Raw genomic sequence first — 15,109 nt, forward strand, 5'->3', positions numbered from 1 at the left:
CCATTATTGAAGGAGGCTTCATATGAAAAAGGGATGGCATCAGATTAAACGGTTTTGGAACAATGAGGACGGGCTGGGTACGCTGGAAATGCTGTTGATCCTGGCGATTATCGTGATTATTGCCATAGCGTTTCGCAAATGGATCGTGGAATGGGTGAACCGGCTGTTTTCGGATACCAATGCGGATATCCAAAACACCAAGACTATTGTTCCCAACACCCCTGGTCCGTGACAAAACGCCGGGAGGATCGCCTTGGCACTCTATATGGAGTTCATGGAGCGGAACTGTGCAGAGTGTGCAGCCTAAGGCACATGCGCCCCATCCGCTGCCTCCGCCGGTTTTGCCGGAATGAAGCCGGCAGCTTCCATGTTGAATCCGCCCTGCTGATGCCGGTGGTGTTCTGGTTCACCCTGGCTATGCTGGGGCTTGGATTCCTGGCCTATGAAAAAGGGGATTTGATCCAAGCCGCCTATGAATGGTCGGAGCGCTCTGCTTATGTCTGGAAGGATTCCCATAAGGATGCAGTCTCCGGCGCATTTGTGTATCAGGACATGGATGATGTGTATGCGGGGATGGTGTCCGAAGGTCTGGGTTGGCTCCGCGCCTCTTTAAGCGGATTCCGCCAGGCGGATATTGCCCTGCCGGGGCTGCAGGTGTCGGGCCAATCCTTGTCCGGCCGGAAGCTATGGCGCTCTTCCCAAGGGCTGGACGGCAATATTTCCGGAAAAGGCAGCTACTTTAACCGGGTGCTGGAAGGGGAGGTGCGGGCGGATTGGTCAAGGGAATGGTCTTCCTGGGTGCAGAACATCCTGTCTCCCCAGGGCAGGCAGCTGGAAGAAGGGGCATCTGTATATGTGGCCGATCCGGTGGAATTTCTGCGCACGGTGGAGCTGGTTTCCACCTATGCCTCCAAGCTGAAAAGCCGGTTTTCGTCGCCGGAGGAGGCATCCAAGGCTTTGCGGCAATTGCTGCCGGGAGAGGCCCAGCCGGTCATCATCAAATCGGAAGCTCAGGCCAAAGCCTATCTCCAGCAGCTGCTCCATGCCAATGGAACATCGCTTGAGACCCCTTACGGGAACCGGGTAATAGATGTCCTGGATGCGGACGGCTTCGCCCATGAAGCAAAATATACGGTGAACAAAACGGACGCCAAGCTGCAAATCCAAAAGGATGCGGAGCTGATCCGCACAGGCAAGGTGAAGGGTGTGGTATGGCATTTTTTCCTGGTCCAAAAAACGGGCAAATTCGATACGACGCCGGCCCTCCTGCGGGAGCTGGCGGAGAACGGCATTATGGTGGTTTACCATCAATAAACAGCAGGCTGGCGGGGTGAAGCGGTGGGGAGGTTTTGGAAGCATACAAACGGGTCGGCGTCGGTTTATCTGATGATTGTTCTGGTGCCGATTTTTCTGTTTCAGGCGCTGTTTGCCGATCTGATCCGGCTGCAGCTGGCCCAGCGGGAGAATGAGCTTGCCTTAAAGGCGGCGCTGCGGTCGGTGATGTCCCGGTACGACCGCACGCTTGCCGGATACGGCTTGTTTGGGCTGCGGTGGGAGGAGAGCGGCAGCGTCCCGCTATACTTGGATTACCTGAACCGGAATCTGGCCGGGGGAGAGGGCTACCGTTATCTGGATTTGCAGATGGAGCAGTCGGGCAGCGGAATTGAGCCTGTTTATACCTTGGCCAATCCGGAGGTGCTGAAGCGCCAGATCGTGCAGGAGATGAAGCTGAAGGCGCCGGTGGAGTTTATCACGGAGCTGTTGGATAAATTCCAAAAAAGCAAAGCGGATCAGGCCATGAGCCAGGCCAAGCTGTATTCGGACAGTATGCGGGAGCTGGAGAAGCTCCACTGGAAGCGGGAGGAGGCATTGGACAAGGCATGGGAGAAGGCGCAAGCCATGCTGGAGCATGTGGAAGGGGCAGGGGCCACCTTGAGCAGCAATCTGACCCGGCTTACGGCCTTGGCCGGACAGATCGGAGACCGGACAGAAGAGCAGGTGCTGGCGGCTGTGTCCGATGCGGAGAGGACGATTCAATCGCTGAACGAACGAATCCGGCAGCTTCAGCAATCCATGCTTGCCCTTTCCATGGCAATGGCCTCGTTGACCGGCCAGGAAGGGCCTGGAGCCGCAGAGTCTCTGATGAGCGCCATGTCCGCGGTCCAGAACGAGTTGAATGCGGCAAGCACCCTTCTGTCGGAGCAGTCGGCCAATCTGGCCAAATTAAAGCAAACTCTTGCCGATATGGCCGAGTACGCCCTGTTGTTTGCTTCCTCCAAGCAGCTTGTATCCGCCACTGAGCAGAAGCTGGATACGGACTACCGCGCCCTTGGCGCCGCTCTGGACCAAGCGGAGGAGCTGCAGGGGAAGTGGCTGGCTGAGCTGGAGCGCTACCGGGCGGCCAGTACGGCCGACAGCCAGCTTTCGGAGAATCTGCTGCTTATGACCTCAGCTTATGACATGGCTTACTTCTCCCGTTATAAGACGGAAGCGGCCCGTATCCCGGCAGCCTTGCACGGATTGGCTCTGCGTTGGGCGGAGCAGGCCTGGTGGAACACCTCCCAATGGAGCAAGGTGGCGGAGGAGCTCCAGGAGCTATCGGCGTTTTCGGCATCCTTCAAAAGCAGCAGAGCGTCGCTGGAAGCGGAACGGCAAGCAAGAAATGATGCGGCCCGGAATGAAGAGGAGCAGGAGCGGCAAAAAATCGGCAACTCTCTGGCGGAAATCCGCAAAGCCGTGACCGGCTGCAGCACCGGAAGCGGGGAAATCGCTTTGTACGCAAAGCTGGGCGGACCTGACAGCCTTGCGGCCAAATACAGCGCCTACAGCAAGCTGGCGGCGGCCCCGCCGGGGGTAAACCGTCCCGCTGCGGAAGCGGACACATCCGTGGACCTGGGGATGGACATCATCGGCAAATTCAGCGGCTTTCTGGCTGGCTTGCGGGATGAGCTGTTCATCAATGAATATGCGCTGGATAAATTCAACTACCGCACCTGGGGAAAGGGAGAGGCGGCGCCAAATGAAGGCCTCGCCCGCTCCAAGCCGGGGGAGCATCCCTTGGTCCGGCAGGAGGCCGAATATCTGCTGTACGGCTTTAACAGCTGCGATTTGAACCTGGGCGCCGCCTATGGCGAAATGTTCCTGCTGTTTCTGGGGATACGCACGGCGGAAGCGCTGATGGAACCTTCGTCCGGCGCCGCCGGAGCAGTCGCTCCCCTTGTGGCCCTGCTGAAGGCCGCCGCCGAAGGGGCGGTGAGGGCGGTGCAGGATATGCACACATTGACGGGAGGAGGAGCCGTGTCCCTGTTTCAGAAGCTGGGAGCCTTCAAGGTAACCTACAAGGATATGCTGCGGGTGATATTCATGCTCCATCCCAACCAAACCTCCGTGCTCATCCGGATGCAGGCCTTGCTGGAGCTGAACACCGGCGTCGATCTTACCCGGACTACCACCTATGTCCAGGGAACATCCGCAGCCAGTGTCAATATGTGGTTTTTGCCGGGAGTATTAAAGGCCATCGAAAAAACGGGAGCCTTCAATCTGGACATAGAGGAAGGGCGGTCCCGGTTCCGGCAAACCGCCGTGTATGCCTATGATTAAACAAACAGAGGGCTCGATTACAGTGGAGGCGGCCATTGTGCTGCCAGCAATGGTGATGTTTGTTTTGTTTATGACCAGCCTGATTCAGATTGCGGCTGCTGAAGCGGCCTTGCGCTCGGCCGTCTCTGAAACCGCCAAAAGCGCCGCCGCCCACTGGGAGCCGGTGCGGATGGTTTACCGCGAGGCCAAGGATCAGGCCATGTCCACCGCACCCGGTCAATGGGCAGGCAGCATGGCGGACAAGCTGATGGACGCCCGGGCAGGCTGGGCGGAGGCGGAAGACTGGGTGCTCAGGTATGAGTCCCTGTTTCCCGATATGGTGGGGCTCTTGGTGCAGTGGGAGATCAACAAGCGGGAAAGTCTGGAGCAGCAGGGGATAAATACGGTGGACGCCGCTGTCCGCAAAGTGACGGACCCTCTGCTGTGCCGGGCCTTTGAGCCCATTCTCCGGCACTATGCCAACGGAAAGCTGCTGAAGGCGGAGAGGTTGTCGGTGGAAGCAGTCAAGCTTCCCTCCTTGGAAGAAGGAGGCGACGCAAATATGCGGATTACGGCGGGGTATGCCTTGCGGCTTCCTGTTCCGTTTTGGAATAAGACCCTTTATTTGGAGAAAACCAGTGTGGAGCGCGCTTGGGTGGGAGAGGAATGAGAGTATGGATATGTTGTTAGGCATGTTGGCCGTTTTGACGCTGACGGCGGGGTATACGGATTTGCGGCACCGGAAAATTCCCAATTGGCTGTCCCTGGCCGGACTTGGCGGCGGGCTGCTGGGGCATATGTGGACGGGAGGTTTTGCGGCTTTGGGCCGCTCACTAATGGGGGCGGGGCTGGGGTTTGGCGTTATGCTTCTGCTGTATGTCTGCAAAGCTGTGGGCGCCGGGGACGTGAAGCTGTTCGCGGCAATCGGAGCCATTGGCGGACCCTGGCTGACATTTTCGGCCATCACCTATTCCGTTTTATGGGCGGGGGTGATCGGCATCGGAATTCTCCTGTACCGGCGGCGGCTGCTTGCCGGAGGCAAGGGGATTTGGCTTGCAGTGACTGGATTTTTGTTTATCCGCCAGAAGCTTTGTCTGGATGAGCGGCTGACTCTCCGGTTTCCGTTTATGGCGGCGGTTATTCCCGGGATCTGTACGGCATTGTGGGAGACGGGGAGCAAAGGAGTGCCTGTATGGATGCCGTAACGTATCTGGATATGACCTTTACGGCAGAAAAGGGGCAGGGGCGCTATTGGCTGCTGACCCAAAAGGGGGCCATGATCCCCGCTGCCGCCTTATCCCGGCTGGACCTGCGGATGCTGGAGCGGCATTCCATCCCCCGGGTCCTGTCCCTGGATGTGGAGGAAATGAATGCGGAGGCCAGGCTGCGGTACAGGCTTCCCGTAGGAATGCCGCTGCAAAACCGCTTCCAGGCCGGAGACGCGGATGCGAGACTGCTGATGGAGGTGCTCCTGACCATTGTCTCCACCTTGGCGGACAGCCGGGTCTATTTATTGGATGAACGCAAATATGCCCTGCATCCTTCCCTTATTCTCATCGGTGAAGGCCCGCGGGATATTCAGATGGTTTATTTGCCGCTGCGGCATTTGGAGCAAAAACCCTCCATCCGCCACGAGTTGTACCAGCTAACCCTTCAATTGATGGAATGGGGCGGCATTTCCCTGGAGGAGTGCAGCGTTATGGTGGAATGTCTCAAAAGCTCCTTGTTTGAGCTGGAGGATTTCAGGCAGCTGCTCCTTGCCCTGCAATTCTCTCCCGGGCAGACGGCTTCTGCCGGCCGGCCAACTGCGGCGGAGGAAGCCGAACCTGCGGAGGCTGGCCGGGACCGCCCTCCGCCGCAGCCAACCTCTGCAACCGCTGCGCCGCCGCTTGCGGCAGATGTGCCGGATGACGGGGATACCCTGCGCTTTCCTTCCGTTCAATGGAAGCTCTCCTCCGCTGCGGCGCTGCGGCTGGCGCTGGTGCTGACGGCGGCGGGCTGGGGCGTTGCCGCGCTGTTCCCCTCACCGGCGGCAATGGGCGCCGCTGGCGCTGTTGCAGTGGCCGGTTTGGCCGTTTATGCCCTCTGCAAGGGGCAAGAAAAGAAGCGGCTCCTCATGGAATTGGAAGAGGAGGCGGAGGGGGACAGTTGGGCGCAGCCATTGGCGAAGCCGGACTCATTCTTTCTCCGGGAGTCGCCGGAGGAACGGACAGAGCTTCCCGCCGCCGCTGCCCCGCGCTCCTTCCAATGGACAGAGGAGCGGAACCGGCTGTACCGGGAAAATCCGGCGTTAACCGTTTTGCTGGAGGCGTCCGCGTCAAGCGGACCGGCAGTGCCGCCAACGGAGCTGCTGGTGCCGGAAACGGAGCTGCTCGCTCCCCAAGCGGCGCTGGAGCTGCTGGAGAATGAGGCTGTTGCTTCCTCCCTGGCGATCACCCGCTCCCGTTTTTCCTTCGGGCGCAGCCCCGGCGAAGCCGATTGTGTGCTACATGCCTCCGGCATATCCCGGATTCACGGAGAAATAAGGCGGGAGGGGGAGCTGTGGACACTCTGCGACCTGGGCTCCAAAAACGGCACAAGGCTGAACGGGGAAGCCCTTAAGCCCCATGAGGCTTATCCATTAAAAAACGGCGACAGAATCACCGCGGCCCAAACCCATCTGATCTTCCGAATCCGCTGAACCCGTGGTATAATCCCCCTTAAATAGATTTGAGGAGAGATGTGGAATGCTGCGGCATGTAGTGCTGTTTAAATTGGCCGATCCAACCCCGGACAAGCTTCAGGAAGTGAAGGACAAGCTGTTGAGCTTGAAGGGCAGAGTTCCCCAGCTTCTGGATATTGAGGTCGGCATCGATGTGGTCCGTTCGGAGCGTTCTTACGATGTGGCTTTGATTACGACCTTCGCCAGCTTGGAGGATATGAACGCGTACCAGGTGCATCCGTATCATGTTGAGGTCGGTAGCTTCATTGCCACCGTAAGGCAAGCCGCGGCGGCAGTGGATTTTATTATCGATTAACCGCAAAAAAACCGAACGAGGCCAGAATTGGAATGGCTGTGCCTTATAACCGCAAGACGCCTGCCGGAACGCCGGAGGGCGTCTTTTTTCATTTCATTTCCTTTCAAATTAATGTTTGACGAGGGATTAGGAAATTGTTATTATGTATTTATAATACTTAGTAAACGATAAAGTTTATAAATTAAACATTAATTGAAATAACCCAAAAGAAGTTATTTTAAAATTTTTTTAGCAAAAGTGTTTCATAAGATCAGCATCTGGTTAATACCTAATTAAAGGTATTTGGATAACGTAAGTCGAAGTATTTGGAAATATAAGACATCCGACCCTTCTAAGGAGTGTGAGCCACCATGGCATCTGCAAAGCGCGCTAAAATTCGTGAGGAAGTATTGCAGGAGCTGTATTCCTATCATTTGGTAGAAAAGGGCCGCAAGGCCATGATTCCAAAAACATGGGAAGAGATGAATCCGGAAAAATTCTTTGCCCTTGAATATTTGGCGGAAAACCGGCTTATCCGGTTCCAATCCGAAGGCTCCCACTATATGGCGAAGATTACGGCGCAAGGCATCGCCGCCTTGAAGAAGAAGAAGGCTGCCGCCGCGCAGGCAGTTTCCTGATTATAAAACTCAAGCAGGAACCGGACGGGGAAATCCCGTTATTCGGTTCCTGTTTTTGTTGTCCGTAGGAATTCCGCGGAATCTGGTGTACAATGAGAAGCTGGGAAACCTTTTGAGAGGCGGGATAAAATCAATGATGAATAAACCCTACATAGACCATATTGATTCTACTTATGTGCTGGCTGTCCTGGAGGATTTGCTGGCCATTCCAAGTCCCAGCGGCTTCTGCGAAGAGGTTCTGCTCCGGGTGGAGCGGGAGGCGGCCAAGCTGGGCTGGCAGACGGAACGGACGCCCAAACAAGCCTGCATCATCACCATCCCCGGCCAAGCGGGAACAGGCACACTTGCCTTAACTGCCCATGTGGACACCCTGGGAGCTATGGTCCGCTCCATTAAAGGCTCAGGCGCATTGCGCTTTACCCCCGTTGGCGGATATGCCATGAACTCCATTGAGGGGGAATACTGCACCGTCCATACCCGCAATGGGCAAACCTACACCGGAACCATCCTGACCACCAGCCCTTCCGTCCATGTATACAAGAACGCCAGAGAGTTGAAGCGGGAGGAGGAGAATCTGGAGATCCGGCTGGATGCCCCTGCGTCCAGCAAGGACGAGGCGGCGGCTCTGGGTATCCGCAACGGCGACTATATCTCCTTCGATCCCCGCACCCGTGTGCTGGAGAACGGCTACATTAAATCCCGGCACTTGGATGACAAAGCGGGAGTGGCCTGCCTCTTCGGGCTGGCGGAGCTTATTGCCCGGACCGGAGCCAAGCCGCACAAGACACTGAAGCTGATGATTACCTCCTATGAGGAGGTGGGGCATGGGGCGGCTTATATGCCTGCCGATGTAGCGGAGCTGATTGCCGTGGACATGGGCGCCATCGGGGATGACCTGGCGTGTACGGAGCAGGATGTGTCCATCTGCGCCAAGGATTCCTCCGGCCCCTACGATTGCGCCATGACCACCCGGCTCATCCGGCTGGCGGAGCGTGACAAGCTGCGGTTTGCGGTAGATATTTATCCGCAATACGGCTCGGATGCCTCCGCCGCCATGCGCGGCGGCAATAATCTCCGGGCCGCCCTGATCGGGCCGGGGGTCCATGCTTCCCACTCTCTTGAGCGCACCCACCGGGATGCGCTTATGAACACCATCTCGCTTCTGGCCGCTTATGTGCTGGAGGCGGAAGATAAGCCCGTAAAGGAGCCGAATGCGTAAATGAATGTCCTTACTGCAGAAAATCTGACCAAAACATATGGCGTGAAGGTGCTGTTCGAGCAGATTTCCTTCAGCGTTGCGGAACGCCAGCGGATCGGGCTGATCGGCGTCAACGGAACGGGCAAATCCTCTCTGCTGCGGATTCTGGCCGGGCTGGAAGCGCCGGATTCCGGGAAAGTGATTCAGCCCGGAGGCTTCCGCATCGCCTACCTGGACCAGGCGCCGGAGTTTACCGAAGCCGTCTCCGTGCTGGACTATATCTTCCAGGGCGATCTGCCTGCCATGCGGATCATTCGGGATTATGAAGCCGCCTTGGCCGCTTTGGGAGCTGACCCGGAAAATCCCGAGCAGCAGAAGCGCCTCTTTGCCGCCCAGCAAGCCATGGATGCCTCCTCCGCTTGGGAAGCGGAAACCCAGGCCAAAACCATTCTGTCCCGGCTTGGCATCCATGACTACTCCCAACAGGTCAACCAGCTCTCCGGGGGCCAGAAGAAACGGGTGGCCCTGGCCGCCGCGCTGATTCATCCCGCCGATCTGCTGATTCTCGACGAACCTACCAACCATATCGACAACGAAACGGCGGAATGGCTGGAGGGACAGCTGTCCCGGTACAGAGGCGCACTGCTGTTAGTTACCCATGACCGGTACTTCCTGGACCGTGTGGCCACCCGGATTCTTGAGCTGTACAAGGGCGACATTTATCCGTATGAAGGCAACTATGCCGTGTACCTGGAGAAAAAAGCCGAGCGGGAGGAGATGCAGGCGGCGTCGGAGGACAAACGGCGCAATCTGCTCCGCCGGGAGCTGGAATGGCTCCGCCGCGGCGCGCAGGCCCGCTCCACCAAGCAGAAGGCCCGGATCGAGCGGGCGGAAGCCTTGCAGAAGCAGGCCCCGGATGCTCCTCAGGAGGCCATGGAGATCCATGTCACCGCCAGCCGTCTGGGCAAAAAGGTGCTGGAGCTGGAGAATGTCTCCAAAGCCTACGGCTCCAAAACCCTGATCAAAGACTTAAGCGCTCTGATTCAGCCCGGCGACCGGATCGGCATTATCGGGCCCAACGGCAGCGGCAAAACCAGCTTGCTGCGGATGCTGGCCGGACAGCTTCAGCCGGATACAGGCAGCATTGAAACGGGAAGCACCGTCCGTATGGCTTATTATACCCAGGAGAACGAGGAGCTTGATCCCAACAAGCGGGTGCTGGAGTATATCCGGGACGCCGCCGAGACCATTAAGCTGGATGACGGCATTACCGTAACCGCCTCCCAGATGCTGGAGCGGTTTATGTTTCCCCAGGAGCAGCAGTGGACCTACATCGGCCGGCTGTCCGGCGGGGAGAAGCGCAGGCTGTACCTTCTGCGCACCCTGATGGGGGAGCCCAATGCGCTGCTTTTGGACGAACCCACCAACGATCTGGATATCCAGACGCTGACCATTCTGGAGGATTATCTGGAGCATTTCCCCGGGACCGTTATCGCCGTTTCCCACGACCGGTATTTCCTGGACCGGGTGGCGGACAAGCTGCTGGCCTTTGAAGGCGAGGGTGAAGTCCAGCCTTTCCTGGGAAGCTACTCCGAATATCTCGCAGCCCGCAAGGACAGGGAGGCGGAAGAACGGGAGGCCCCGTCCGCCACAGCCAAAAAAACTGCGGCACAAGCCCCGTCCGCCACAGCCGCCGCCGCAACCTCCGCCGTTTCCCGTCCCCGGAAGCTCTCCTACAAGGAGCAGAAGGAATGGGACGGCATTGAGGAGCGGATCGCCCGGCTTGAGGAGGATCTGGAGCGCATCCGCCGGGAGCTGGCGGCTTCAGGAAGCGATTCCGTGAAGGTGCAGGAGCTGTTTGAGGCGCAATCGGCCAAAGAAGTGGAGCTGGATGAAGCCATGACCCGCTGGACGGAGCTATCCGAGCTTATAGAAGCCATTGAGCGGGAAAAACGGGGATAATCCGCGAAATTCCTTTTTTCCGGCCCTGTTTTATGCTACAATAGCATTTTGAGTATATGACTATTCCTTCATGGATGAAAAGGCGGTTACGGACAGATGATTACAGTAAGCAATGTATCCCTTAGATATGGCAGCCGCGCGCTGTTTGATGAGGTTAATATCAAATTTACACCCGGCAATTGCTACGGGCTGATTGGCGCCAACGGAGCGGGCAAGTCCACTTTCCTGAAAATTCTCTCCGGCGAAATCGAACCCAGCACCGGCGAGGTGGCCATCGGTCCCGGCGAACGGATGGCTGTGCTGAAGCAGAACCATTACGAATATGATGACGTTCAAGTGCTGAAGACCGTTATCATGGGCCATACCCGGCTGTACGAAATTATGGAGGAAAAGGATGCCATCTATATGAAGGCGGATTTTTCCGATGAGGACGGCATGCGGGCTGCCGAGCTGGAAGGGGAGTTCGCCGAGCTGAACGGCTGGGAAGCGGAATCCGACGCCGCTGAGCTCTTGATGGGGCTGGGCATCACCAAAGATAAGCATGATCTCCTGATGCGCGAGCTGGATAGCAATGAGAAGGTCCGGGTTCTGTTGGCCCAAGCGCTGTTCGGCACCCCGAACATTCTTCTTTTGGACGAACCGACGAACCACTTGAACCTGGAATCCATCACCTGGCTGGAAAACTTCCTGGCCAAATTCGATGGCACCGTTATCGTCGTATCCCATGACCGGCACTTCCTGAACCAGGTTTGTACCCATATCGCAGATATCGACTTCGGCAAGATTCAAATGTATGTGGGCAACTATGACTTCTGGTACGAGTCCAGCCAGCTGGCCCAGAAGCTGATGTCCGACAAAAACAAGAAGGTAGAGGAAAAGCGCAAGGAGCTGGAGGAATTTATCCGCCGCTTCAGCGCCAACGCCTCCAAGTCCAAACAAGCCACCTCCCGGAAGAAGCAGCTGGAGAAGCTGACCCTGGATGATATCCGTCCTTCCAACCGGAAGTACCCGTATTGCAATTTCAAGGCCGAGCGGGAAGCAGGCAAGCAGCTCTTGGCGGTGGAAGGGCTCACCAAAACCATCGGCGACGAGAAGGTGCTGGACAATATCAGCTTTACGGTGAACAAGGGAGACAAAATCGCCTTTGTTGGTCCCTATGGTCTTTCCAAAACCACCCTGTTCCAAATTATTATGGGCGAGCTTGAGGCCGATGCCGGCTCCTACAGCTGGGGCGTCACCACCTCCCAGGCTTATTTTCCCAAGGACAACTCCGAATACTTCGACGGCTGCGACCTGACCCTGGTGGATTGGCTGCGTCAATATTCCAAGGAACAGGATGAAGGGTTTATCCGCGGCTTCCTGGGACGGATGCTGTTCTCCGGCGAAGAAGCGGTGAAGAAGGCCAATGTTCTCTCCGGCGGCGAGAAGGTGCGCTGTATGCTGTCCCGGATGATGCTGCAGGCGGCCAACGTCCTCGTTCTCGATGAACCTACCAACCACTTGGATTTGGAGTCCATTACGGCGCTGAACAACGGCCTGGTGGATTTCGACGGCACCATGCTGTTTGTATCCCATGACCATCAGTTCATCCAGACCATCGCCAACCGTGTCATCGAAATTACCCCCAACGGCATGATCGACAAAATGATGACCACCTTCGATGAATATCTGGAGAATGACGATGTGAAGCGCCAGCGGGAGAAGCTGTATTCGTAATGTTTGATCCCACTATCTATGAAAATGTAAAGATTGTGATGGAGGGTGCAGTCTATGACATGGACCTTGGAGGCCTTATTCAAGTGACGGCCAGAGAGGATCTGGTGGATCTGGCTTCCCTCTCCCGCACCTTCCGGATTGCCTTCCGCACCAAACCGGATGCCGGAGGTTATACCGCCTGGATGGAGCTGTCCTCCTCCCTGTCGAATATGGCGGCGGAAATTCTGGAGCAGCCGGAAGCCCAGGCAGGCTGCTCCATCATGATTTCCTTTACCGCCGCCCTTTCCAAGGGAGCCAATCCCCAGACAGCCTGCGAAAAAGCGGAAAGAGCCATCAGAGCAGTCTGGGGCGAACAGTACAGGATCGAACAGCAAATTACGCATAGCTACAGTCAGGGCCAAGAGGAGGTCCGCCACACCGTCCGGCTTTTGTTCGGAAGAACCTTCACGGAAGCGGTGATCGACGACCTTCCCGAGCTTGCCGCCCACACGGACAAAACTTTGGGAATATTGGGCTGAAAAAGAAAGCTTTGCTTCGCTGCCATTCAAGGGAGGATAAGCGCATGATTCAGGTTTTGTTTGTTTGTCTGGGCAATATCTGCCGTTCCCCTATGGCCGAGGCAGTGTTCCGGCATAAGGTGGAGCAGGCCGGACTTGCGGACAAGATCCGGGTGGACTCCGCCGGAACCGGCAATTGGCATACGGGCAAGCCGCCCCATGAGGGAACCCGCGGGATTCTCAAGGAATTCGGCATCTCCGACAAAGGCCTTGCCGCCCGCCAGGTGAACGGGCAGGACTTTGCCGTCCACCAGTATATCGTGCCTATGGATGCGGCCAATGTGGCGGATCTGCAGCGGTTTGCGCCGGAGGGGCACGCTGCCCAGGTGCTTCCGCTGATGGATTATGTGAAGGGACGGGAGCATACGGACGTGCCCGACCCGTATTATACCGGCAATTTCCAAGAGGTTTACGAAATGGTGGACGCCGGATGCGAGGCTCTGCTCAACCACATCCGCCAGCGGGAGAAACTGACTTAAAAAGGCTATACTAACTTAAACACACCTGGACTTCATTGGAGGTAGCCAACCTTTATGCTCCGCAAAGCGTCCGCATTCATGATCATCTCCTTGCTTGGCATCTTTTCCACCGCCGACCTTCGGGCGGTAACCTATGAGATTGTGATCTATGGAGGCGGTCCGCAAGCGGTATCCGCCGCGCTGACGGCAGTATCGTCCAGCCGCCAGGCGGATGTGCTGATGATTGTGCCGGAACGCCAATTGGGCTCCACCATGACTGCCGGCAGGCAGAATCTGTTTGATGTGAACTATCACAAACCTTCCAGCCTTCCACCGGGATTGCCTGCGGATTACGCAGGCTCCCAGGGAGGCTCTTTGTATCGGTTTGTGAAGGCGCTGGGAGCGGTTTTTGCCCCGTCGGAGATGGAGGCTTATTTTGTCCGCGAAACCAAGGCCTCAGGCCGCATCCGGGTGCTGTATGAAACGGATATTACCCAGGCGGATCTTAAAGAAAATGCCGCATCCATTCAAGAGCTCCATTTCCGCAAAATCCGCAAGGACCCCGAGGATGGCCGGTACCGCTTCAGCGGCGCAGCCTCCTCCTCCGTTCAGGCCGAGGTGTTCATTGACGCCTCGGAAACCGGGCGGCTGCTGCGGCTCACCGGAGCAGGCTACACCACCGGGCGGGAGGATACGGGCAAGGACCAGCTGCAAATGGTCGCCACCTTGATGTACAAGGTGAAGGGAGTGGATGCGTATGCCGCTATCGCCCCCAACAAAACGGCCAACGGCGTGGCTTATTCCACCAGAGGCTCCTTCCAGTTCTGGGGCGGACGGGAGGTCTACACCATTCCCGAGATTCTGGCTTATGACCGGAACAGCCCCTACTTCAGGCTGAAGGCGTACAATGCCGGGGAGGACGGTTATTCCCACGTGGGGGCGGACACCGGCAAAACTCCCTTTTGGCTGAACCACATGATTATTTATAAGGTGGACGGCCGCAAGATGTGGCGGGACCGGGAGCTGGACAACGGATTGTATCCCGAATCCCCGGAATTGGACCCGGAGGAGGCCCGGGAATTGGCGGTGCAGGAGCTCAAAACACCGGAATATTGGGAGATGATCCGGAAGCTGCCGGGGTTTGCCAATGTGGAGCCCGTTCTGGAGAATGGGGAGCCGGCAGTCGGAGAGATCCTGTACCTGCGGGAGACGATTCATGCCTGCAACAAGCCGGGAGCCCCTGCAGCCCATGCCCTGACGGAAGCGGATGTGATGAAGGGCGGGCAGGAATTTTACGACAGGCGGATCGGCGTGGGCTTCTATAACTTCGACTCCAATACGTATCAGAAGCAGGAAGCCTTGACCAATCCGCTGCATGAGCCTTGGTACGTGCCCTATGAGGTGCTGCGGACTCCCTATGTGGACAATCTTTTGCTGCCGGGTTATGCGGCCAATATTGACTCCTACTCCTGGTCGGCCATGCGGGTTTATCCCAATCTGATTATGCTGGGGGATGCGGCAGGCGCTGCCGCGGCGCTGGCCGCGGACAGGCGGATGGAGCTGGGCCGTCCGGATATGGGGCTTCTGCAGAATGTGCTGCTTCAACATCAGGCGATTCTGGAAAAGTGACGGATTGCATTCAGATAAATATATGTTATAATGGTTATAGAAATCATATATGTGACATGCAATGTACCGTTTTCCACTACAAGGAGGGAATCGCCATGATGAACCTGTTTGTGAAGGAAAAGGAAGCAGCACCGGAAGAGATCCGGAACCTGGAACGGCCCGCGGGGGCCCGCGATGAAATCCAGCGCATTCTGAAGGAAGACAGCAAGGATGTGTGGATGGACACGCCAACCAGCCTGTTCAATCTGTTCCCGCCCAAATATTAAGCCCTTGCGAATAGAATAATAATGACAGCCCTTTTGCTGCGGCAGAAGGGTTTTTTCTATTTCTGCGGATCTCCGTAGGAAAGTATCCCTCAAAAGCGGATTTGCCGCCG

General features: G+C 57.0%; 15 protein-coding genes. All 15 read left to right on the plus strand.

Translation table 11 applies throughout. The annotated features are described in order from the left end of the window. Positions 1-22 precede the first annotated feature (22 nt). Positions 23-232 (plus strand): Flp1 family type IVb pilin, encoded by a 210-nt coding sequence (locus DQG13_RS10345; RefSeq protein WP_113019676.1) that lies wholly within the window; start codon positions 23-25, stop codon positions 230-232. An 80-nt stretch (positions 233-312) separates the two neighbouring features. Beyond that, complete coding sequence (locus tag DQG13_RS10350; protein WP_113019677.1) at positions 313-1,314, plus strand: TadE/TadG family type IV pilus assembly protein; 1,002 nt, start codon at positions 313-315, stop codon at positions 1,312-1,314. A gap of 24 nt (positions 1,315-1,338) precedes the next feature. Next, positions 1,339-3,600, plus strand: coding sequence for a coiled-coil domain-containing protein (locus DQG13_RS10355; RefSeq protein WP_146767138.1), 2,262 nt, complete (start codon positions 1,339-1,341; stop codon positions 3,598-3,600). Then, complete coding sequence (locus tag DQG13_RS10360) at positions 3,593-4,249, plus strand: TadE family protein (protein ID WP_181592682.1); 657 nt, start codon at positions 3,593-3,595, stop codon at positions 4,247-4,249. The genes DQG13_RS10355 and DQG13_RS10360 overlap by 8 nt, the downstream gene beginning before the upstream one ends. A 4-nt stretch (positions 4,250-4,253) precedes the next feature. Next, complete coding sequence (locus tag DQG13_RS10365) at positions 4,254-4,784, plus strand: A24 family peptidase (protein ID WP_181592683.1); 531 nt, start codon at positions 4,254-4,256, stop codon at positions 4,782-4,784. Next, the gene (locus tag DQG13_RS10370) at positions 4,772-6,259 is read left to right on the plus strand and encodes an FHA domain-containing protein (RefSeq protein WP_113019680.1); all 1,488 of its coding nucleotides are present in this window, start codon (positions 4,772-4,774) and stop codon (positions 6,257-6,259) included. Before DQG13_RS10365 ends, DQG13_RS10370 begins: the two co-directional genes overlap by 13 nt. A 46-nt stretch (positions 6,260-6,305) precedes the next feature. Further along, entirely contained in the window at positions 6,306-6,596 is a 291-nt protein-coding gene (locus tag DQG13_RS10375) for a Dabb family protein (protein ID WP_113019681.1), read from the plus strand. A gap of 350 nt (positions 6,597-6,946) precedes the next feature. Next, the gene (locus tag DQG13_RS10380; protein ID WP_113019682.1) at positions 6,947-7,213 is read left to right on the plus strand and encodes a hypothetical protein; all 267 of its coding nucleotides are present in this window, start codon (positions 6,947-6,949) and stop codon (positions 7,211-7,213) included. A gap of 136 nt (positions 7,214-7,349) precedes the next feature. After that, positions 7,350-8,432, plus strand: coding sequence for a M42 family metallopeptidase (locus DQG13_RS10385; RefSeq protein ID WP_113019708.1), 1,083 nt, complete (start codon positions 7,350-7,352; stop codon positions 8,430-8,432). After that, the gene (locus DQG13_RS10390; protein WP_113019683.1) at positions 8,433-10,373 is read left to right on the plus strand and encodes an ABC-F family ATP-binding cassette domain-containing protein; all 1,941 of its coding nucleotides are present in this window, start codon (positions 8,433-8,435) and stop codon (positions 10,371-10,373) included. Between the two features lie 96 nt (positions 10,374-10,469). Then, entirely contained in the window at positions 10,470-12,089 is a 1,620-nt protein-coding gene (locus DQG13_RS10395; protein ID WP_113019684.1) for an ABC-F family ATP-binding cassette domain-containing protein, read from the plus strand. Beyond that, positions 12,089-12,607 carry a hypothetical protein gene (locus DQG13_RS10400; RefSeq protein ID WP_113019685.1) on the plus strand — a complete coding sequence of 173 codons (519 nt, stop codon included), beginning with the start codon at positions 12,089-12,091 and terminating at the stop codon, positions 12,605-12,607. The genes DQG13_RS10395 and DQG13_RS10400 overlap by 1 nt, the downstream gene beginning before the upstream one ends. A 44-nt stretch (positions 12,608-12,651) precedes the next feature. Then, positions 12,652-13,125, plus strand: coding sequence for a low molecular weight protein-tyrosine-phosphatase (locus DQG13_RS10405; protein WP_113019686.1), 474 nt, complete (start codon positions 12,652-12,654; stop codon positions 13,123-13,125). 54 nt (positions 13,126-13,179) lie between these two features. Next, a complete protein-coding gene (locus DQG13_RS10410; RefSeq protein ID WP_113019687.1) occupies positions 13,180-14,733 on the plus strand; it encodes an FAD-dependent oxidoreductase in 1,554 nt (517 codons plus the stop codon). A 95-nt stretch (positions 14,734-14,828) separates the two neighbouring features. Continuing rightward, positions 14,829-14,999: a hypothetical protein gene (locus DQG13_RS30735; protein ID WP_181592684.1), complete on the plus strand. Its 171-nt coding sequence runs from the start codon at positions 14,829-14,831 to the stop codon at positions 14,997-14,999. Positions 15,000-15,109: the final 110 nt, after the last annotated feature.

The organism is Paenibacillus sp. YN15 (genome assembly GCF_003285005.1).
Classification (GTDB): domain Bacteria; phylum Bacillota; class Bacilli; order Paenibacillales; family NBRC-103111; genus Paenibacillus_AR.